19 protein-coding genes are annotated in these 21,681 nt (G+C 57.4%); 2 read left to right on the top strand and 17 right to left on the bottom strand.

Annotated features, from left to right (window positions below; genetic code table 11):
- Window positions 1-6: 6 nt before the first annotated feature.
- Window positions 7-1,176, bottom strand: a complete 1,170-nt coding sequence (locus IAE55_RS08850; RefSeq protein ID WP_200631773.1) for a DUF4349 domain-containing protein — start codon at window positions 1,174-1,176, stop codon at window positions 7-9.
- Window positions 1,177-1,334: 158 nt separating this feature from the next.
- Window positions 1,335-2,087: an SDR family NAD(P)-dependent oxidoreductase gene (locus IAE55_RS08845; protein WP_145136115.1), complete on the bottom strand. Its 753-nt coding sequence runs from the start codon at window positions 2,085-2,087 to the stop codon at window positions 1,335-1,337.
- Between the two features lie 284 nt (window positions 2,088-2,371).
- Here IAE55_RS08845 and IAE55_RS08840 point away from each other — a divergent pair, with 284 nt between their 5' ends.
- Window positions 2,372-3,046 (top strand): TetR/AcrR family transcriptional regulator, encoded by a 675-nt coding sequence (locus tag IAE55_RS08840; protein ID WP_145160196.1) that lies wholly within the window; start codon window positions 2,372-2,374, stop codon window positions 3,044-3,046.
- 87 nt (window positions 3,047-3,133) lie between these two features.
- On the opposite strand, the gene fba is transcribed toward IAE55_RS08840, so the two are convergent.
- From fba to IAE55_RS08765, 15 genes are all read right to left on the bottom strand, one after another.
- Complete coding sequence (fba, locus tag IAE55_RS08835) at window positions 3,134-3,997, bottom strand: class II fructose-1,6-bisphosphate aldolase (RefSeq protein WP_076170514.1); 864 nt, start codon at window positions 3,995-3,997, stop codon at window positions 3,134-3,136.
- 22 nt (window positions 3,998-4,019) lie between these two features.
- Window positions 4,020-5,024 carry an ROK family protein gene (locus tag IAE55_RS08830; protein WP_145160198.1) on the bottom strand — a complete coding sequence of 335 codons (1,005 nt, stop codon included), beginning with the start codon at window positions 5,022-5,024 and terminating at the stop codon, window positions 4,020-4,022.
- A 30-nt stretch (window positions 5,025-5,054) separates the two neighbouring features.
- Window positions 5,055-5,840 (bottom strand): DeoR/GlpR family DNA-binding transcription regulator, encoded by a 786-nt coding sequence (locus IAE55_RS08825; RefSeq protein WP_145160200.1) that lies wholly within the window; start codon window positions 5,838-5,840, stop codon window positions 5,055-5,057.
- Window positions 5,841-5,860: 20 nt separating this feature from the next.
- Window positions 5,861-6,922: an SIS domain-containing protein gene (locus tag IAE55_RS08820; RefSeq protein WP_145160202.1), complete on the bottom strand. Its 1,062-nt coding sequence runs from the start codon at window positions 6,920-6,922 to the stop codon at window positions 5,861-5,863.
- A 280-nt stretch (window positions 6,923-7,202) separates the two neighbouring features.
- Window positions 7,203-8,159, bottom strand: a complete 957-nt coding sequence (locus IAE55_RS08815) for an ROK family protein (protein WP_234489413.1) — start codon at window positions 8,157-8,159, stop codon at window positions 7,203-7,205.
- Window positions 8,160-8,191: 32 nt separating this feature from the next.
- The gene (locus IAE55_RS08810; RefSeq protein WP_145160206.1) at window positions 8,192-8,896 is read right to left on the bottom strand and encodes a copper homeostasis protein CutC; all 705 of its coding nucleotides are present in this window, start codon (window positions 8,894-8,896) and stop codon (window positions 8,192-8,194) included.
- The gene (locus tag IAE55_RS08805) at window positions 8,893-10,350 is read right to left on the bottom strand and encodes a leucyl aminopeptidase family protein (RefSeq protein WP_200631771.1); all 1,458 of its coding nucleotides are present in this window, start codon (window positions 10,348-10,350) and stop codon (window positions 8,893-8,895) included. Before IAE55_RS08805 ends, IAE55_RS08810 begins: the two co-directional genes overlap by 4 nt.
- A 42-nt stretch (window positions 10,351-10,392) precedes the next feature.
- Window positions 10,393-11,826 (bottom strand): dipeptidase PepV, encoded by a 1,434-nt coding sequence (gene pepV / locus IAE55_RS08800; protein WP_145160210.1) that lies wholly within the window; start codon window positions 11,824-11,826, stop codon window positions 10,393-10,395.
- The gene (locus IAE55_RS08795; RefSeq protein ID WP_105441789.1) at window positions 11,823-12,842 is read right to left on the bottom strand and encodes an ABC transporter ATP-binding protein; all 1,020 of its coding nucleotides are present in this window, start codon (window positions 12,840-12,842) and stop codon (window positions 11,823-11,825) included. Before IAE55_RS08795 ends, pepV begins: the two co-directional genes overlap by 4 nt.
- Complete coding sequence (locus tag IAE55_RS08790) at window positions 12,839-13,849, bottom strand: ABC transporter ATP-binding protein (RefSeq protein ID WP_200631769.1); 1,011 nt, start codon at window positions 13,847-13,849, stop codon at window positions 12,839-12,841. The genes IAE55_RS08795 and IAE55_RS08790 overlap by 4 nt, the downstream gene beginning before the upstream one ends.
- A 12-nt stretch (window positions 13,850-13,861) precedes the next feature.
- The gene (locus IAE55_RS08785; protein WP_234489443.1) at window positions 13,862-14,776 is read right to left on the bottom strand and encodes an ABC transporter permease; all 915 of its coding nucleotides are present in this window, start codon (window positions 14,774-14,776) and stop codon (window positions 13,862-13,864) included.
- A 13-nt stretch (window positions 14,777-14,789) separates the two neighbouring features.
- Complete coding sequence (locus IAE55_RS08780; RefSeq protein ID WP_076170525.1) at window positions 14,790-15,725, bottom strand: ABC transporter permease; 936 nt, start codon at window positions 15,723-15,725, stop codon at window positions 14,790-14,792.
- Window positions 15,726-15,849: 124 nt separating this feature from the next.
- Window positions 15,850-17,499: a peptide ABC transporter substrate-binding protein gene (locus IAE55_RS08775; protein ID WP_105441793.1), complete on the bottom strand. Its 1,650-nt coding sequence runs from the start codon at window positions 17,497-17,499 to the stop codon at window positions 15,850-15,852.
- A 247-nt stretch (window positions 17,500-17,746) separates the two neighbouring features.
- Window positions 17,747-18,754 carry an asparaginase gene (locus tag IAE55_RS08770; protein WP_200631768.1) on the bottom strand — a complete coding sequence of 336 codons (1,008 nt, stop codon included), beginning with the start codon at window positions 18,752-18,754 and terminating at the stop codon, window positions 17,747-17,749.
- Window positions 18,755-18,778: 24 nt separating this feature from the next.
- Window positions 18,779-19,957, bottom strand: coding sequence for an ROK family transcriptional regulator (locus IAE55_RS08765; protein ID WP_105441794.1), 1,179 nt, complete (start codon window positions 19,955-19,957; stop codon window positions 18,779-18,781).
- Window positions 19,958-20,442: 485 nt separating this feature from the next.
- Between IAE55_RS08765 and IAE55_RS08760 the strand changes: the two genes are divergently transcribed.
- Window positions 20,443-21,678, top strand: coding sequence for an MFS transporter (locus IAE55_RS08760; RefSeq protein WP_145160218.1), 1,236 nt, complete (start codon window positions 20,443-20,445; stop codon window positions 21,676-21,678).
- Window positions 21,679-21,681 lie beyond the last annotated feature (3 nt).

Raw genomic sequence — 21,681 nt, 5'->3', positions numbered from 1 at the left:
ATGGCCTTATTTATGGGGGTCGGAATCGGGGTCAGAGTCGGAATCGGGTTGCTTAGGAGCTTCCTCGCTTCGTTCCGCCCGTGTAGGATCCGATTCTTCCTGCTGCTGTTCTATAGGACCGTCTGTAGGACCGGCAGGTCTATGGCGCTCCTCGTTCCATGTCTTCCTCCGCGCGGCGGCTTCAGCCCGCTGCTGCTTCCGGCCTTTGCGGACCATCCAGACGATCAGAAGCACGATCGCAGCAAGAATCAGAACAGGAACGGCTCCCGACAGGATGACGATGATCCACTGGACAATCTGCGTCAGCACGTCCATGCTTCCCTGCAGCGCATCTCCCGCACGCTTGCCAAGGGGGGCCTGCTGGCGATCAGGCTCGGCTTTGGGCAGCGTCTTCTCCGGCTGGTAAATGCGCAGCTCCACCGTGGAATAAGCCACATTCTGATCGATATAACGCATGCGGCCCTTGATCTGCTCTATTTCTTCCTGAACCCTCTCCAGCTCTTTGGCAAACGCCACGAGGTCGCTGGTCTTTGTCGCCTTTTTCATAAAAGCGATATACTGCTCCTCCATCACCTGCTTAGCCTTCAATCTCGCCTGCAAATCCACGTATTCCTCGGACACGTCTTGGCCCTCAATGCTGCGCTGAAGCGAATCATGCTTGATCTGCTCGAGCCGATTCAAAAAGGACGAGAAGCCCGATGCAGGGACCTTGAGGATAAAGGTACCTCCCCGCTCGCTGGCTGAATCCGTTTCGGAAAAATTGACGATATAACCGCCCGACAAGGTCACCATATTTCTCACTTCGGTCTGCGCCTTGGCATAGTCCTGAATCTCCATTACCAGATGCGCCTTATAGATGAGCTTCTTGTTTAACCCGCCGGCCAGGTCCTGGGCGGTGAACCCGGCTTCCGGCGCAGTGTCCGCCTCCAAAGCCTTAACGGTACCGGCCTGCTGCTCCGGCTCCGCCGCCAGCGATGACTTCTCCTCCGCCGTTGATGCTGTAGATGCTTGCTGGTCCTGAACCGCAGCGGTATTCGCCGCATGGTCTGAAGCCGCGGAGCTTTCGACGGTCCCGCCGGCGCTGCTGGCGCTGTCCTTTGAACTCCCGGACGAGCAGCCGGTTACCAACAGAATGACAAACATGAATGCGGCAAGCCATGACCCCCAAGTGCGCATACTTCATTCCTCCTCAGAAATGGAAAATATTTTATATTTTCCTATCTAACGTCAGGAGGGCTCCGAAGGTTGCGGACAAAAAAAGAAAAAAAGCCCTCGGGTGTACCCCGGAAGGCTTCTATGCTTCATTCATGTGTATGGATTCGCAGAATCAAAAATCAGGTCGCGGATACGCCGCCGTCGATGGCCAGCTCGGCTCCGGTAATAAAAGAGGATTCGTCGGATGCCAGGAACAGCACGCCGGCCGCAATGTTCTCCGGTTTGCCCAAGCGAGGCAGCGGCGTTTTGGAGCGGAACCAGCCCGTCATCTGGTCGTTGGCAAACAATCCTTCGGTCATCGGTGTTTCAATGTAACCCGGATGGATCGAATTGCAGCGGATATTGTCCTTGCCGTAATCCACAGCCACCGCCTTCGTTAGCATCCGGACAGCGCCCTTACTCGCGGTGTAAGGTCCTGCTCCGTTGCTTCCCGTGAGCCCGGCAATCGAAGAAATGTTGATGATGGAGCCTCCGCCCCCGCGCTGCATCACCGGTACCACGTATTTCAAACCGAGAAAGCTGCCTGTCAGGTTGATGGACATGACCTTGTCCCAATCCTGCATGGATGTGTCCACGAGCGATTTGGCCAGCGAGATGCCGGCATTATTGACGAGAACGTCGATCGTGCCGAACGCTTTGACCGTTTCGTCCACGATATGCTGCCACTCCTCCTCGGAGGTAACGTTATGACGGAAGCCAATAGCCTCTCCGCCCTGCTGTTTGATCTCTTCCACGACAGCCTGGATTTTGTCCTCCTGAATGTCGGTGACGACCACCTTGGCGCCTTCCTGCGCCAACAGAACGGCGTCCGCCTTGCCCATGCCTCCGGCTGCGCCGGTGACGATCGCTACTTTCCCCTGTACTCTGCCCATATTGTTAAGACTCCCTTTCCCTATTTGCTCCAAGATGATTACGAACGAGGCAACATCCAGCCCATATTGGGCGGGCATGACCTTGTAAAATCAGAGGTCGTGATAGTTGAACTATCATCACAAAACCAATTATATCACCGTTTGTTTTTCCCTTCAATCTTTCCCACAGTCATCCCATTGATTCCCGGACTCTGCACCTGGACAGCGTTGACTTCTACGGGTGGTTTTGATAGCATTTTTTACGATTTTATCTTTTCACCCGGAAGGCGAGTTGACTCACAATTATGGATCCGAAGACAAGATGGGAACAGGAACGGCTGGAAGGTAAAAAAGCGCGCGAGAGCAGCATTATCGAGGCAGCTGAGCGGGTTTTTAATCGCAAAGGGATCGACAAGGCGACGATGCGGGATATCGCTGCGGAAGATAATGTGGGCATTGCTACGGTGTTCCGGTATTTTCCCAAGAAGGACAAGCTGATCGTGGCGGTCGCCACGCATTTGATCAGCCTGGAGGAAGAGGCGTTCCGGGCAATTGCCGCTACATCGGTGAGAGGCATCGAGAAGCTTGAAGCGCTGCTGGATCATTTTCTGAATCTCCAACTGCCGGAATTGAGCAGCAGAAGCCGGTTCCTTGAGGCGTTTGAGAGCTATGCCGCCCAGCAGGCTGAGCCGCTGGAGGATATTCAGCAGTACAACGACGTCCACCGCAAGGTTTCCGAAGCATTCGCCGAAATTATTGCCAGCTGCACCCGGGACGGTTCGGTCCGCTCCGATCTCCCCCTAGAGGAAACCCTGTCGACCGTGGTCAATGCGTTCGGCATTTTTTCGAAAAAGCTGTCGCTGCAGCGCAGCATCGTGATGTTCGAGTCCATCGTCAGCGCGGACGTCCAGCTGGACCTGCTGAAACGGATGTTTCTCGACTATTTGAAGAACCCGGGATCTGCCTCTTCAGATTTATAACATCCCATGAATTTAAAAAGCCTGCTTCCCCGGCTCCCCGGGCTCTAAGCAGGCTTGTTTCAATTATTTTGTGAATGGCGTTGGCGTTTAAAAGTCCCCTGCCCGGCCGGCGCAGCCGCACAGCTGCATTTTCTCAATGACCGCCGCTTTCAGCGCCTTCTTGGCAGGAACCATGTATTTCCGCGGGTCGTTCTCATCCGGGTTCTCGGCAAAGACATGCTTGATGGCGTCGGAGAACAGGATGCGCAGTTCGGTAGCCACGTTCATTTTGGCCATGCCGAGACTGACCGCTCGCTTCACCTGCTCCTCCGGAATGCCGGAGCCTCCATGCAGGACGAGCGGAACATCAACGGCTTCGGCAATGCGCCCGATCCGGTCGAAATCGATATTCGGCGTCCCCTTGTAGATGCCGTGGGCGGTGCCGATCGCAGGGGCGAGCGTATGCACGCCGGTGCGCTCCACGAACTCGGCGCATTCTTTCGGATCGGCGAGCAAGGCGTCGCGTTCGTCGACGACGATGTCGTCCTCGACGCCGCCGACCTTGCCGAGCTCCGCCTCCACGTTGATGCCAACGGCGTTGGCGGCTTCGACCACCTTCTGGGTCATGGCCACATTTTCCTCAAATGGGGAATGGGACGCATCGATCATGACGGACGTATAGCCCGCCCGGATACAGCTGATAATGACGGAAAATTCGTTGCAATGATCTAAATGAAGTGCGATGGGCACGCTGGCGCGGTCCGCCGCCACCCTGGCGGCAGCAGCGATATAATCGGCCCCCAGATGCTTGACGGTCCCCACCGTAGACTGGATAATGAGCGGCGACTGTGCTTCTTCGGCCGCCTCGACCACAGCCTGCAGCATTTCCAGTGTATGCACGTTAAAGGCCCCGATGGCGTAATGTTTGGCCCTTGCTTCTTGCAGTAAAGACGTAGACGAAACGAGTGACATGGTGTTTTCCCCTTCCCGTTTGTTATGCCTTGCTGTCCTGTATCAATCCGCTCAGTGCGGTATATTTATGCTTTGCGTACATAGCGCTCCCGGTCACGCCCGCATCGTCGTTATGCATGGCGGGAACGATCTTGAGCCGATCGCGGTAATCGGGTAGGATCCGGCTCATCAGCTCCCGCTCCAGCGGCTTCAAAATGCGGTCTCCCGCCAGCGCCCCGCCGCCGCCGATAATGATCATCTCCGGGCTGTTCAGCGAAACGGCGTAGGACAGCGCCTGGCCGAGCAGCGAACCCGCCCGCTCCAGAATGGAAACGGCCAGCGCATCGCCCTGATCGTAAGCCCGCGACAAATCTGCTGCCGTCAGCTCCGCGAGGCGTTCGCCCGGAAACCAGCTGCGGAGCACCGTCGGCTCGCCGGACTCTATCGCTTTCCGGGCCTGCCGCACCATACCGGAGGCGGAGGCGTAAGTCTCCAGGCAGCCCGTCAAGCCGCATGGACACGGATCGCTGAGCCCCTCCATGACGATATGCCCCAGCTCCCCGGACATATGGCGGAAGCCGTAGAACAGGCTCCCCTCATTCACCATGGCCGAGGCGATGCCCGTGCCGATCGTCACGCCGATGACGTGGCCTGTGCCTGCACCGGCTCCATACAGCGCCTCGCCAAACACATACGTTCTGACATCGTTATCGATAAATACCGGCAGCTGCAGCCTGGCCTTCAGACGGCTGGCGGCCGGAAGGTCGCGCCATCCGAGGTTGCCGGCAAACTTGGCGATGCCTTCCTCGGGATCGACCAGCCCCGGCAGTCCGATTCCCGCTGCCGCGAGCGTTACAGGCTGTCCGTCTTCCCCGCGGTACGAGGCGACCGCTTCCTCGATCATTGCGGCGATTCTTTCCAGTACCGCATCCGGACCGCGTCCGGCTTCCGTCGGCCGCTTCAGCTTATGAACCACTTGTCCGGCGGAAGATACCAGACCGCATACGATATTCGTTCCGCCGACATCGACTCCCGCAAACACTTCCATGCTGAGCACCTGCCCTTATTTCACAGAATGTTATTGCGCGACATGCACCTGCACCCCGACTTCTTTCAACCGGCCGCGGAGCTCCTCTCCGGGGTCCTCATCCGTAATGATTCCGTGCAGGGCCGCCACGGGCGCCACTTGGAACAGGGAATTGCGGCCGTTCTTCGTATGGTCAAATACGGCGATGGTGCGGTTGGTGCGCTTCATCATGATCATCGCCGTATTCGCTTCTAGCTCGGAATAAGTGCTGGCCCCCTGTTCCGCCGAAAAACCGTCGATCCCCATAAACATCGTGTGAATGTTGATGGCCTCCAGCGTCCGCTCGGCAAGCGGTCCGCACAGCTCGAAGTTTTTGCTGCGCAGCATGCCGCCGGTCAGCACAACCTGAAGGTCTTCGTTCTCCGACAGCTCCATCGCAATATTAACGGCATTGGTCACCACCGTAATATTGCGGCGGTTCTTGAGTGCCCTCGCAATGAGATACGTCGTGGTCCCGCCCGTCAGGCCGACCACGTCCCCCTCTTGCACGAGGGAAGCCGCCATGGCGGCGATTTTTTCCTTTTCCTGGTACAGCTTGTTCTGCTTCTCGTGAAATGGAATTTCCCTTCCGGCGGTGATTCCCGCGGATTTGGCGCCTCCGCCCATCGTGCGGATGACCCGTCCCGATTTCTCAAGCGCCTCCAGATCCCGGCGTGCCGTAGCCTCAGAGCATTTGAAGCGGGCCGTCACCTCCTGAAGGGAAATAGAGCCGTGCTGCAGGATGTAGTCCAATATCTGTTCCCGGCGTTCTTCTTTCGATCCATTTCGTTCACTCAAAGCGATTCTCTCCTTATGGTTTAAATTTTGACCACCTGGGTCAAATTCCGCGGGCTGTCCGGATTTCTCCCCTCCCGCAGTGCGGTGTAATACCCAATATATTGAACCAGCGGCATGTACAGCACCGCTCTCGCCTCATCGGACAGCGCCCGGCCTCCGGTCTCGAACACGAGATCGGCAAAGCCGGTGTCTCCGCCCTTGTCCGCGGTAATGATGACAACATGCGCGCCGTATTCTTTCATCTCCTGCGCTACCTTGATCTCATAGTTCCTTGCCGTTTCCGACAGCAGCAGGCAGACCATCGTTCCCGGCTCGACGACCGATTTCGGTCCGTGCCGGAATTCCATCGTGCCGAAGCTTTCCGTCCATACGCAGGACATTTCTTTGATCTTCAGGCAGGCTTCCTGCGCCAGCCCGTAATAGGATCCCATGCCCAAATATATGAATTTGTTCAGCTCCGGATGGCCGGAAATCAGTTCCTTGGCAGTTTCGTCCGCCTTGGATACCACGCCTGCGCTGAGTTCCACAGCTTCCTGAAGTTCCTTGAGCTGCTCCGTCTTGCCGGCAGCGCGAGCCATCGCCGCTTGGAGCATAAAAGTCATGCTGCTAAAAGATTTCGTCATGACGGTGCTTTTCTCCTTGCCGAGCGGTGACAGTAAGTATGGGGCGAGCTTCGCCATTGTGCTTTCCTCATCGCAGGTGATGCTGCAGATCGTCCAATCCGGCAAATCCTTCACCGATTCCAGTGCGAGAATAACCTCCGTCGACTCTCCCGAACGGGAAATCCCGACGAGCAGCACACGTTTTCCGGGCGGAACCGCCTGCTCCCGGAACAAGAAGATTTCGGATGACGGATAGGCCGCACCGCTGCGCCCCGTCCATTTGCGGAACGTGGATGCGGCGGTCTGCGCCAAATAATAGGAAGTCCCCGACCCGATAAAAATCACTTCATCAAACGAAGAATTGCCGATAAACTGGGAGATCCATTCCTGCTGCGCCTCTAGCTGCTTCCAGGCAGCCGCCAGCGCGTCGGATTGTCCGCCGATCTCTGGATACGTCAGTACGCCTTGAGTCTGTGCCAATGAATATCCACCCCGATCTCATCATATTGGTAGTATTGCGGTTGTTTCTATTGGCATTATATTGCAATACATTGAAATATTCAATCATTAAATTGATGTAAAATTGCAAAATTAGCTCCCAATTAGGATCGACGTACCCTCTTCAAAACTCAGCAGCTCCAACAAAAAAAGGGCAAATCCATAACGTGTATGGATTTGCCCTCTCCTTTTAACTCCTATCCATGCTGCCTCTTTAAAATGCACGCATAATGCATAAGATGGCGGCTAATTTTTCAGCCGTCTATTCCACGAACAGCGCTGCAGCCCCGATAATGCCCACATCGTCTTTGAGCTCAGCGGGTTTGATGGCGTAAGTGCCCCGATAAGGCTCCATGACCAGCTCACCGGTCTTCCACCGGAGCGGCTCGAAGAAGGCGGCCCCGGCGCGGCTGACGCCGCCGCCAATGACGATGCAATCCGGATTGAAGCTGTGAATGATGTTCATGAGTCCAAGGCCCGTGTAATGTATAACCTGCTCCAGCGTCTCTTGGGCCAGCTTGTCGTTCATCGCCGCGGCTTGAAACACATGCTTGGCGCTCAGCGGCACGCCTTCCGCTTCAGCCAGCGCGGTCATCTGCGTCATGCCTTCCGCCGCCGCTGCAGCCGCCTCGGATGCCTGGCGGGCGATGGCCGTCCCCGAAGCGTAGGTCTCCCAGCAGCCCCGCTGGCCGCAGCCGCAGAGCGCCCCGTTCGGGTCGACCACCGTGTGGCCGAGCTCGCCCGCGAAGGAGCTTGTCCCCAGGTACAGCTTCCCGTCAAGAACCAGGCCGGAGCCGATGCCGGTGCTCAGGGTGACGTAAACCATGCTCTGTGCCCCGCGTCCTGCACCGTACACATATTCTCCCCATGCCGCCGCGTTCGCGTCATTGATCAGCTTGGCCGGCACCTGCAGCCGCTTCTCCAGCTCCGCCTGCAGCGAAATGCCGTTCCATCCGGGCAGGTTCACCCCGTTGCGGATGATTCCCCGGCGGGTGTCGACCGCCCCCGGGGAGGCCAAGCCGACACCGGCGATTTCGTGTTCTCCACTCACTTCCGTTATCGTATCTACGATCGCCTGAATGACCTCTTCCGAGCTTTTCAGCCCTGCGGTCGCCTTCTGGCTCCGGGCCAGCATCCGTCCGCTGGCGTCCAAAAGCCCTGTTGCGATTTTCGTTCCGCCGAGATCAACTCCGACGATCATCTTAGGTTGTTTGTCCAATGATTTCACCACAGTAATCGAGTATTTTGTTGTTACCCTGCTGACTTTGCGATGGATTTCACCGTCTGCGCCGCCGCCTTCACCCGTTCGGAATCGAGCGGCAGCAGGTAATTCCCTTCCGCTCTCAGCGCCGAGCCGAAATGGACCTCAGGCACGCCCGTCTTCTGGACGAACTCCGATAGCCCAGGTACGGTCAAGCCGTATCCAGCCAAGATACGGATGCCGGTTCCGGCTGATGCCTCGACCAGTGCTTGGATGCGGTCCGTCGACTCCGGCGCGGGCCGCGGCCCTCCGGAAGTCAGAATCCGGTTAATCTGCGGATATGCCGATAACGTCCGGAGCGCGCCGAGCTGATCGTCGATTTCGTCGAAGGCCCGGTGGAACGTCACGTTCAGACCGTCGGCCTCCTTCAGCAGCATTTCCAGCGCTTCGATATCCACCGTGCGGTCCGGTTTCAGCGTTCCAAGCACGATTCCCGCCGCCCCGCACTCTTTGATAAAGGCGATATCCTCACGCATTGTCAGCAGGTCGTATTGGTCGTAGACGAACGACTGGCTGTGCGGCCGGACCATGACATGGACCGGAATGCTCATCAAGCCGACGACCTTGCGGATCATGCCCGGACCCGGCGTCAATCCGCCTTCCATAATACCCGTCACCAGCTCCAGGCGGTCCGCTCCCGCATTCTCGGCGACGAGCGCGTCGTACAAATTGGTTGCGATCACTTCCAGCTTCACTCCGCAGTGCCTCCATTTCCAGAATTGGCCTGTTCCGTCACAAAATCGGCGAGCAGCCGGACTCCGTAACCGGTAGCCCCGGCAGCTTTATACCCCCGGTCCGCCGGTACCTGGGACGTATTGGCCATGTCGATATGGCACCAGCGCGCCTTAGAGGGCACAAACCGCCGCAGGAACAAGGCCGCCATATTAGCTCCCCCATAAGGGCTGGAGGCCAGGTTGGCCAGGTCGGCGTAGGGGCTGCCCAGGAGCTCCTCGTCCTCATCGACGAGCGGCAGGCGCCAGATCGGGTCGCCGTTCTTGCTGCCGATCCGCATCAGCTGCTCGGCGAACCCGGCGTCGCCCCAGATGCCGGCCACCCGCAGCCCCAGCGCGTGTCCCACCGCACCGGTCAGCGTCGCAATGTCGATGATCCGCTCGGCCCCGCTCCGGGCAGCGTGCAGGATGGCGTCGGCCAGGATCAGCCGTCCTTCGGCATCCGTGTTGACCACCTGCACGGACAATCCGTTGGGATAGCGGATCACATGCGACGGCAGGATGGCGTCCCCATCCGGCACGTTTTCCGCGATCGGAATGAGCGCAGTGATTCTCGCCTTCACTTCCAGCCGGGTGAGTAGATCCATTGCGCCAATGACGGCCGCGGCCCCGCCCATATCGAAGCGGGCGTCGCTCAGATCCCGGGCGACTTTCAGGTTCATGCCGCCCATGTCAAACGTGATCCCCTTGCCGATCAGCGCCAGATGCGGGGCGTTAGAATCGCCGAAGTATTCGATCTCCACCATGGCCGGCGGATGCTTGCTTCCGCTGCCGACAGCCAGCAGGCCGTTCATCTGCCGCTGCTTCAGCTCCTCGCCCTGGTACACGTGAAGCTTCACGTTCCGGCCGGCAAAGACCGTCTTGATCCGCTGCACGAAGCTGGCCGGATGAAGATCATTCGGCGCCTCGTTGCACAGGTCCCGGGCCAGAGCGACCGCTTCGGCCCGCGCGCGTCCGAGCCAGGCCGCCTCCGCATAGCTGCGCTCGGCATCTGACTCGATCCGAATCCAATCCACCTGCCCCTTCTTGTAGCGGGATGTATATTTATCGAACACATATGTGCCCAGAAGCCATCCTTCGACCCAGGCGACGGCCGCCTGTTCGGGCCATTCGCCTTCCCCGAAAATGTCGCAGAGGGCCGTACCGTCGATCGACGCGGTTCTCAAGGACGCTTTGCGGATTTCGCGGCCCGCCCCGCCGGCGGCTTCCCGCAGCGCCTCCATGCCGAATTTGTCCCGGCTGCCCAGACCGACGACGAGAATATCCTGCTCCCCGTGCCGTCCGTAAAACCAATGGACGGCGCCGCGGCCGCCCATCCCTTCGCGAAGGGTGAGCCCGGCGGGTTCGCCTTCGCTGTCCTCAAACACCGGATAGATCGTTACATCCGCCGGTTGCCCTGTTCCTGATATCAATTCCATCAGCTGTACATTCCTTTACAAGAATTTTGGTTAAGCCGCAGATTATAGGTTCAGATTGGCCAGCTCATGCATCGCCCGGGCATAGATTGCCGTCGAGCGAATCAGTGCATCGATGTCGATATGTTCGTTCCTTTGATGTGCCGAATTGCCCATGCCCGGAAATACCGGGCCGAAAGCGACGCCGTTTGCGATATACGCCGCATAAGTTCCGCCGCCGGTTGACAGCAGCTCGGCCGGCTGCCCCGTCTCCGCCTCGTAGACCCGCTGCAGCGCTTCGATCATCGGATGATCGTCCGGCACGCAGTGCGGATGTTTCAAGCTCGGCGGTTCGATTTCAAGGCCGCAGGCCGAGGCCCGGACCCCGATGTTCTCCAGAATATCCGCTTGATTTCCGCAAACCGGATATCTCAGGTTGATGTGAAAATACGATTCTCCTTCCGGATCATACTGCAGCAGCCCTGTGTTGACCGTCAGCGGTCCGGTGATCTGGTCTTCCATTGCAATGCCGAAGGCACGCCCGTGGATATCGCCGTACATCAGCGCATCGACCGTATGGAGATAATGCTCCGCACCCGAAGGGAACGAGAACTCCTTCAGAAAATGGATCAGCTTGAGGCCCGCATTAATGCCGAGCTGCGGCTCCATGCCATGGGCCGTCTTACCGGTCAGCGACAGGCTCGCTGCCTGCCCGTCCGCATCGATCTCAAAGCTTCCTTTCAGCCCTTCCGACGCGCAGTAGTCCTCATAAGCCTTCTGCATCGCACTCAGGCTGCCTGCATCTCCCGCAACCTCGGCGCGCGCCCCTTCTGGCACGCTGTTGGCCACCTCGCCAGCCGTGAACAACCGCAGCCGGTACTCGTAGCCGGACGAATCGCTCTCCTCGATCGGCTTAAAGAGCAGCCGCGTATTGATCTGCCCCTTCTCGGCCCGAACGATCGGAAAATCGGCATCCGGCGTAAATCCGCAAATCGGTGCCGGCTCCAGCTCGTTATATTTCTGCATGCACTTCCCTGTCCGCTCCTCGTCCGTTCCAAAAATAAGGCGGATCCGGTGCTTCAGCGGAAGCCCCATGTCTTTGACAATTTTGAGTCCGTAAAACGCAGCCATCGCCGGGCCTTTATCGTCCTCGGCGCCGCGTGCAAAAATTTTGCCGCCCCGAACGGACGGCTCGAACGGAGGGGTCGTCCACTTCCCGGATGCCGGAACGACGTCCAGATGGCTCAGAACGGCCACATAGTTCTCGGCCGATTCCGGGCCGAATTCGGCGTATCCAACATATCCGTCCAGGTTCCGGACACGGAAGCCTTCGGCGGCGCACAGGTCCAGCATATATTGCAGTGCCTCCGCAACACCTTGGCCCATCGGCTGCCCAGGGCCGCTGGTGTCCGGATCATAGACACTGTCGATTCTCAGAAGTCCGGACAGATCTTCAATCAAGGCCTCTTCCCGCTCTTCGGCCATTTCGTACCAGCTCATGCGCCGGCTCCCTCCTTATTTACAGTCATATTTTTACTTGGATCATACAGATGACACGCTACCCAGTGCCCTTTTTCCGCTTCCTGCCATACCGGCGTTTCCGCAGCGCACAGCTCCGTGGCAAACGGGCAGCGCGTCCGGAATCGGCATCCGCTCGGCGGGTTGATTGGGCTTGGCAGGTCTCCCTGCAGCACCATGCGTTCCCGGCCGCGCTCCAGCTTCGGATCGGGGATCGGGATCGCCGAAAGCAGCGTTTTGGTGTATGGATGCAGCGGATTCTCAAACAGCTCGTCGCTACTCGTAAGCTCCACCATGCCCCCGAGGTACATCACCCCGATGCGGTCGCTGATATGCTTCACCATCGACAGGTCATGAGCGATGAACAAATACGTTAATCCCAGTTCCTGCTGCAGCTTCTTCATCAGATTCACGACCTGTGCCTGGATCGATACGTCCAGCGCCGAAATCGGCTCATCGGCGATCACGAACCGCGGATGAACCGCAAGCGCCCGGGCGATGCCGATCCGCTGGCGCTGGCCGCCGGAGAATTCGTGCGGGAACCGCTCAGCGTGGCTGCGGTTAAGTCCGACCGTCTCCAGCAGGTCGTAGACCATCTGCTGGCGCTCCTTGCGGTTCTTGGCGATGCCGTGGGCGTCAATGCCTTCGGCGATGATGTCGGTCACCGTCATCCGCTGGTTCAGCGACGCATACGGATCCTGGAAGATCATCTGGATGCTCCGGCTCAGCTTCTTCCGCTCGGCATTGGATTTACGGCCGTGCACTGCCTCGCCGTCAAAGCTGACCGTCCCCTCCGTCGCTTCATAGAGACGGATAAGCGTGCGGCCCAGCGTCGACTTGCCGCAGCCCGACTCGCCGACAAGACCGAAAGTCTCCCCCGGATAAATGTCGAACGAGACATCGTCCACCGCTTTCAGAATCTGTCCGCGGCCCACGTCAAAATGCTTCTTCAAATGCTTGACCTCGACCAGCGGTTTTGTCCCCTTCTCGTGCTTCATGGCCGATCACCTCCCGCAAGCGGACTCTGCACTTTCGGCGCCCGGCTGTCCTGCAGCCAGCAGGCCGCGCGGTGCGTCTCCGAGTGCTCTGTATATTCTGGCATATATTCGTGGCAAATTTCCATGGCGTACGGACAGCGTGCCGCAAACGGGCATCCCTTGGGCGGGTCGCTGAGGTCCGGCGGCGTGCCGGGAATAGCCGTCAGCTCCTCCGATTTCTCATTCAGCTTCGGCATGGAAGCGAGCAGCCCCCAGGTATACGGATGCTTGCCTTCGTAAAAGATTTCGTCTACCGTACCGGTTTCCACGATTTTACCGGCGTACATGACCGCTACGCGCGACGCCATATTCGCGACTACGCCCAGATCGTGCGTGATCAGCACGATGGACGTGTCCAGCTCCTCCTGCAGCTTCTTCATCAGCTCCAGAATTTGCGCCTGGATCGTCACGTCGAGCGCGGTCGTCGGCTCGTCGGCGATCAGCACCTTCGGGTTGCACGCCAGTGCAATCGCAATGACCACGCGCTGGCGCATGCCTCCGGACAGCTGATGCGGATACTGCTTCAGCCGCTTGTCCGGATTCGGGATGCCGACCTGGTCCAGAAGCTCCACCGCCCGCCGGTTGGCTTCCGCGCCGCCGAGCTTGCGGTGCTTCTTCAGCACCTCGGTGATCTGCTTGCCGATCGTCATCGTCGGGTTCAGCGACGTCATCGGGTCCTGAAAGATCATCGAGATGTCCCGGCCCCGGATATCCTGCATCTGCTTTTCCGGCAGCGACGCGATATCCTTGCCTTCATAACGGATCGAGCCGTGTTTAATTTTTGCGGACTTCGCCAGCAGCCTCATGATGCTTTTGGAAGTCACCGATTTGCCGGAGCCGGATTCCCCCACAATCGCCAGCGTCTCGCCCCGGCCCAGGGAAAATCCGACGCCGCGCACGGCCTGCACTTCGCCCGCATATGTGAAAAAGCTGACCTGCAAATCCTGCACTTCGAGCAAGTTGTCCATTCTCTCTTCCCCCTATTTCCGCATTCTCGGATCCAGCGCATCCCGCAGCCCGTCACCCAGAATATTGAACGTTACCATTATGAGGACGATGACAATCGAAGGGTACAGCAGCAGGTATGCCTGCGTATTCAAGGATGCGAAGCCGTCGTTAATCAGCACCCCGAGCGAAGACATCGGTGACTGAAGTCCAAGGCCGATAAAGCTCAGGAACGCTTCGGTAAAGATCGCCGACGGAATCGTGAACATCGTGTTGATGACGATGATGCCGATTGTATTCGGAATCAAATGCTTAGTAATAATGCGCCCGGTGGACGTGCCCAGCGTACGGGCCGCCAGGACGAATTCCTGCGACTTCAGCTTCATAATGTGTGCCCGGACCAGCCGGGCCATGTTGACCCAGCCCGTAATGGACATCGCGACCATGATGGTCACGATCCCCGGCTTCATCACCATCATCAGCAGGATGATAATGATCAGGCTCGGAATCCCGGTCAAAATTTCGACGATCCGCTGCATCACGTTATCAACCCTTCCGCCGAACAGGGCGGAAATGGCGCCGTAGGCAACCCCGATGACGAGGTCGAGCGCGGCGGCGAGCACGGCGATCAGGAGCGACACGCGCGTTCCCTGCCATACGCGGGCCCATTGGTCCCGGCCGAATTTATCGGTGCCGAACCAATGATCGGCGTTCGGTTTTTGATAGACGGCATTATAATCGGTAGAGTAATAGTCGTGATGTCCGATCCACGGACCAACGATCGCCAGCAGCAGCATGATGACCAGGATGACCAAGCTGACGATCGCTGCTTTATTTTGACGAAGCCGCCTCCAGCTGTCCTGAAAAGCCGTCAAGGATTTGCCCGCGATCTTCTCCCGTTCGTCCGGCTTTGCGGCGGCCGGCTTAAACAGCGCATCCACGTTATCCATTTGCGTCATGTCCTCACTCCTTTCCCGATGCCAGACGGATCCGCGGATCCACCAGGCCGTACAGCAGATCCACGATCAGCATGACGAATACATAGAAGGCGCTGTAAAAAATCGTGATCCCCATAATCGTGGAATAATCGTTCATTTTGATCGAATCGACGAACAGGCTCCCGATCCCCGGAATCCCAAAAATATTCTCAATGACGAGCGAACCTGTCAGCAAATTGACCACGATCGGACCAAGAATCGTAATGACCGAAATGAGCGAGTTGCGGATCACATGCTGGAACATGATGCGCGCGAACCCAAGCCCTTTTGCCTTAGCCGTCGTGACATAATCCTGCTCAAGCACCTCCAGCATCTCTGTCCGTACAAACCGGGCGATCAAGGCGATGACGCCGACGCAGAGCGCAATGGACGGCAGGATGGAGCTGGGATAGCTCTCCCAGAATGCGACCGGCAGAAGCCCCCATTTGAGCCCGACAAAATACTGCAGCAGCGCCGCAAGCACGAAATTCGGCACCGACACGCCGAGAACGGCGATAATCATGGTGGCGTAGTCCCAGCCGGAGTTATGGCGGTAAGCGGCGATGATCCCGAGGATCATGCCGATGGCCAGTCCCAGCAGAACCGCTTGCAGACCGATCAAGGCCGAAGGTCCGATCCGGCTCATGATGATGTCCTTTACAGGTTGACCGGTGTAGAAAAACGACGTTCCCAAATCGCCTTTGACAATATTTTTTAAATAGTTCACGTACTGCACGCCAACGGGCTTGTCCAAGCCGTAGCTGGCATAAATCATCTGTCTTTGTTCCTGCGGCAGCTGCTGAAGCTTCTCTTCATCGAACGGAGTGCCAGGCAGTGCTTTCATCAGGAAAAAGGTGGCGGTCGTAATAATAAACAACGTCAGCAGTAAGTATACGATCCGGATGCCGATATACCGTTTCAATGTTGCACCTCCCAATACGCGGGGCCTTCAAAATTTTCATTACGTCCCGGAGCTTGATCCAGGAAAGGGAAAGAGAGAAGCCGCGCTTCTCTCCTCTCCCGATACATGCCCATGTGAAGCGGCATTACTTGATGCTTGCATATTTAAAGTCAACCGGGTTGCCGTATGGATGGTAGTCCAGTCCTTCGACTTTATCGCTCAGCAGGTAGGAGTATCCGCCGAAGTAGATTGGAACGACCACGACGTCTTCTGCCGTCAGAATTTTTTCGGCAGCCAGCAGCATGTCGATCCGTCTTGCTTCGTCCGTTTCTTTCTTGGCGTCAGTGATCAGCTTGTCGTACTTCGGATTTTCATAGTTACCGCGGTACGGTGTGTGGTTTGCCCACAGATCCAGATACGTCATGGCATCATCATAATCGGCGCCCCATGCGGTAATCGCCATCTGATACTGGCTGTTGTCCATCAATTGTCCGCGGGCTTTCGCCGTTTTGGTGTCGATGGCCACGTCGATGCCGAGGTTTTTCTTGAACTCGCTCTGCATAAAGGTAGCGACGTCCTTCGTTTCGGAGGTGTCCGCTACGAGCATCGTAATTTTAGGCGCTTTACCCAGCTCTTTAACCCCTTGCTCCCAATAGGATTTGGCTTTGGCCGCATCCGGCGTGATCAGGTCGCCCTGCATTTCGCGGAAGCTTTTGCCTCCCGTTGCGCTCATTTGGTCCGGAATCAGTCCTGTAGCGGCTTTGGAACCGTTGTTCAGCACCTGGTCCGCCAGCAGCTTGGAGTCGAAGCCGTATTCCAGCGCTTTGCGGATGTTGATGTTGCTCACGCCGTCTGCCTTCAGGTTGAACTGCAGGTACGTCGTTCTGAAGTTGATGCCTGTTCCGAATCCAGGGTCGGACTTGGATGCATTGACATCGGAAGACTGCAGCAGCACGCGGTCAAGCTGTCCGGCTTTGTAAGCGTTCAGCGCCGTGCTCTTTTCCTTGATGACTTTCAGGTCTACTTTATCCACCTTGACGTTCGCAGCGTCCCAGTAGCCGGCATTCTTCTCGAGCACCGCACCGCTGGCTGCATCGACCGAAGTCAGCGTGTAAGGACCGTTGAACAGCATGTTTTGCGGGCTCAGCGCATAGCTTTCGCCTTGGGACTTCACGAATTCCTCTTTCATCGGGAAGTACGGAGCCAGCGAAGTCAGTCTCAGGAAGTAAGGCGTCGGCTGCTTCAAATGAACGACCAGCGTCTTGTCATCCTTCGCTTCGATGCCGACTTTGTCCGCCGAACCGCCTTCTGCGTACTCGGCTGCACCAACAATGTAGTCCGTCATAATAAAGGAATAGCCGTTGGTTCCGGTTTTCGGATCCATTTCACGCAGCCAGGCGAACTTGAAATCGGCTGCCGTTACCGGCGATCCGTCGCTCCATTTGGCGTCAGCGCGCAGCTTGAATGTATATGTCAGTTTGTCTTCGGACAGCTCCGAGCTCTCTGCCATGGCCGGCTGTGGCTCGTTCTTCGGATCGAGGCGGTACAGCCCTTCTCCGATATTGTTCAGCACCGTAAACGATACGTCGTCGGATGCCGCCCATTGATTCAGGTCTTTAATTTCGCTTTCTACGGACAGTCTCAGCTCTTTGGACGCCGTCTGTGCGGCATTGCCCGTGTCCCCCGTCGTGCCCGAGCTCGCGCCTTTACTGTCGCCGCCGGTGAACGAGCATCCTGTGAAAATGGCTGATACGACGAGCAGCGTCGCCAGCAAGCTTACCTTTTTCCTTTTCATTGCATGTCCCACTCCTTTATGTCCCCTTTGTGAATGTATGATTGCACCGCCGTTTCCGAAGGAAGCCGCGGGTGAATCCGAATCTCTTGTGCTCATTCATGCTGAAGAACTTCCGGTACTGCGTGTCAATGGCAATCAGGTGCTTGGTTTCTCCTGCTTCCTCTATTCGTTACTGCCAAATTGCTAGTTTCGTAGATCGAAGCATTTTTCGAAAAAGGAGAGGATTACTTCAATTAGAAGCTTGCGTTTACTTACCTGCCAGGGTAAAAGCGGCTCTGCGCTCGCCGACTACAATGTGGTTGTCGTTCTTGATTTCCTTTGGAACGACCGTATACAGACGGTCAATCGTGGCCTGGTTGCTGTATCCGATTTGCTCGAGGATCGAAGCAACGGTGATCGGCCACGGTGTCTCCGAGCCGTCGATCACTTTCAGCGCAAAAGCGACGCGTTCCCGAATTAAAGAGAAGCAGTAGACACCTTTGGCTCCTCCCTTGGCGACGATGTTGTCGTCCCGCAGCAGCTCCGAGCAGATAAACTGATGGCTCGCGATACTGTCCGGCGCCGCGTGCATATAGCGGACCATACGCTGCACGGCTTCCCGCGTCCCGGCATCACGGATCAGCTCTGGGCAGGCCAGCTTCAGGTATGCCGTGGCGATCGATTTCAGCGGCAGCGCAAAGATCGGAAATCCGCAGCCGTCAACGCCTACTTTAATCTGATCGACCGGATATTCGGCCATGTCCGCGAGCGTGTGAAGGATGTCCTGCTGCAGCGGATGCGATGGCTGCCAGTAAGTCTCGGTCGGCAAGCCCATCTCCCTCGCCGCGGCCAGAATGCCGAGATGCTTGCCGGAGCAGTTATGATACAGCTTGCGCGGCGGTTTATTTTCCCGCATGAGGGCGAACTTCGGCTCATCGTTTAGCGGATAGGTCGGGCAGCACAGCAGCTGCTCTTCTTTGAGGCCGGTTTTGGCCATAATGGATTCCAATGCTTCGATATGATACGTTTCGCCCCGGTGGGAGGCGGCGAACATGGCGGCTTCCGCATCCGTCAGCCCGTACTTTTCGGCGATGTTCTGCTTCATAACCGGGATCGCCTGGAACGGCTTGGCCGCCGAACGCAGGAAGGTCATATGCTCCGCATCGCCCACCTCATAGATGACTTCTCCTTGATCCGAGACGCCGCACAGCACGCCGAGATGCACGTTCTCCAGCACGCCGCCGCGGTATTCCTCCACCAACGGTTCCAATTTCATACGTCAACACCCGCTTCGTTAAATTTAGTCTGCCTGCTCCATCTGTCTGTCGATGTCCAGGAACAGGTTTTGGGCCAGTATGCCCGATCCGATCACCACGCCGTCGCTCTCCAGAGACGAGTAGACGATCTGGAAGGTTCCGCGCAGCGGCTCCCACACAAATTGATCCATGCATTTGTCCGAAATGAAGTCCCGGACTTCAGGGAAGCTTTCCACCAGCTTGCCGGTCAGAATCACCGTATCCGGGTTGTATACGCAGGCAATGTTGCTGACCGTGACCGCTACGAAAGTCATGGCCCGGTCCACAATGCTCGCCGCCCAATACTCTCCGTCCTTCCTCGCCTGGAACAATTCCTCCAGCGATCCGATCGGTTTGATTTTGTTGGCCTGCTCAACAAGCGACGCTTCGGCGATATAGGTCTGCAGGCAGCCGACCTTGCCGCACTCGCACAGAAGGCCTCCCGGGTCTACTACCGTATGCCCGATTTCCCCGGCACTGTTCGTCTCCCCGCGATAGATTTCCCCATCGATGATCAGGGAGGAGCCGACCCCGCTGCCGAAGCCGATCAGCACCGAGCGGCTCGATCCTCTCGCCGAGCCATATTGGTGTTCGGCCAGCGCACGGACTTTCAGCTCGTTATCCACGGCGACCTCAAATCCGGTCAGCCGCCGGAGCTCCCCGGCGATGTCGGTCTGCTTCCAGCCAAGCTGCGCGGACAGTACCACGCTGCCCCCGGCGTAGTCGACAATGCCCGGCAGTCCGACGCCGATGCCGACCACCTTGCGGCGGTCGATGTCCTCCGCCTGGATCAGCTCCTCTATGGCCGAGGCGATACGCTCCAGCGTTGCCTCCGGCGTTTCGCGGGAATCGCGCGTCACCTGCGTACTGTGGACCACCTTGCCATCCAGGTCCACAATGCCAATCCGGATGCCGCCGCGGTCGATTTCAACGCCCACGGAGAGCACCGAGCCGGGATTCACGTGCAGCATCACAGCTTTACGTCCGACGCCGGTCGTCGTCTGCTCGATCTCATGCATAAAGTCCTGCTGGTACAGCTCGGAAACGATCCGGCTGACCGTCGTTGGACTCATTCCTGTCAGTCTGGCGATCTCGGCACGGGACAGGGGCGAGTGTTTACGGATCAGTTCAAACACCGTACTTCTGTTTTTCCTCCGGATATAATCCTGATCGTGCTTCTGCATCGGAGACGGTCCTCCATTTTAATTAATTTCACCTATGGAGAAAATCTTGGCAGGAAAATGGAACACAGTGGATTTAAACTCGGCATTTAGGGATAATTACCCGAATTGGCGTCCGACTTTGGTCTTATAATTTCTCCAGTGATGTTATTAATTGAACTTTAATAGAATTGAGATTTCGTGTCAATATATATGTCATGTTTTTGTCGAAATTCGTCTGAATTTCCGTTTTTGAGGAAATTCCATCGAATGAAATGCAAATTTTCAGATTTAGGTTTTCAATGAAAATACCAATTAAACCGCTTACTATAACACTTTGTGTCAACTTTTTCTTTCAAAGATTAGAACGTTTCTGCCCTTAACAAACACCTTATCTAACTAGTACCCGTGAAACTTTTTCTGAAAATCCCCTGTTTTCCTGTTACTATGGAGGAAGAACATTATCCGGACGGCGACCGTCTGGTTTTCAGAAAGGTTGAAGCTGCAGCATGAATTCTACTTCTACTCCAGATTTCCATTCCCGTACGGCGGCAAAGGGCAAGGAACCCTTTCCTGTCTCCCTTCTGTCGCTGACGGTGGGCGCCTTTGCGATCGGCATGACCGAATTCGTGATCATGGGCATTCTGCCAAATGTAGCCGATGATCTGAACGTAAGCATCTCCACAGCCGGGCAGCTGATCACCAGCTACGCGCTTGGCGTGGCGGTCGGCGCCCCGATCCTGACCATCTTAACTCACCGGCTTCCGCAGAAGCTGCTGCTCTGCCTGTTGATGGCGCTGTTCATTCTCGGCAACGGCATTGCCGTCATCGCACCGAACTATACCGTGCTGATGGCAGCCCGCCTCATAACGGCGCTGTGCCACGGCACCTTCTTCGGCGTCGGCGCCGTCATCGCTTCCGGCCTCGTCAAGCCGCATAAACGGGCCGGCGCAGTATCCATCATGATGGCGGGCCTGACGATCGCCAACATTATCGGCGTGCCGGTGGGCACCTTTGTCGGCCAGCACCTGGGCTGGCGCGCCTCCTTCGGCGCGATCATGGTGATGGGGATCGTGGCCCTGATCGGCATCGTCCTGTTCATCCCGCGGATCCGCCGCGATGAGTCGGCCAGCCTGGGCAAGCAGTTCAGGGCGGTAGCCCAGCCCAAGCTGCTGATCATCCTGCTGGCCTGCGCCGTCGGCAACTCAAGCTTGTTCGCCGTCTTTACGTATATCGCCCCGCTGCTGGAGCAGGTGACCGGATTCCATGAAAGCAGCGTCACCTGGATTCTCGTCCTGTTCGGCATCGGGGTCACGGTCGGCAACATGCTGGGCGGCAAGCTCGCCGACTGGAAGCTGATGCCCGCGATCCTGGGCATCTTTCTCTCCATCTGTGTGCTGCTGACGATTTTCACTTTTACCGTCAAGAGCCCAGTTGGCGCAGTCGTTACTATCTTCCTGTGGGGAGCCGCTTCGTTTGCGGTCATGCCGGGCATTCAGGTGAAAATTATGAACCTGGCGCAGGAGGCGCCCGCGCTCGCCTCGACCTCCAATCACTCGGCCGGCAACCTCGGCAACGCGTTCGGCGCCTTCTTCGGCGGTTGGGTCATCGACGAGATGGGGCTCACCTCCCTGCCTTGGATCGGCGCCCTGCTCGTCGGGCTCGCCTTCCTGATCGTGCTGGCCGTCTATATGCAGGAGCGCAGACGGCAGACGGTTCCGGTGGCAGGAACGGTTAGCAAATAAGAC

Origin of the sequence: Paenibacillus sp. S28, assembly GCF_016624415.1 — a bacterium.
Taxonomy (GTDB): Bacteria; Bacillota; Bacilli; order Paenibacillales; family Paenibacillaceae; genus Paenibacillus_AQ; species Paenibacillus_AQ favisporus.
This window is presented reverse-complemented; position numbering and strand designations above follow the sequence as displayed.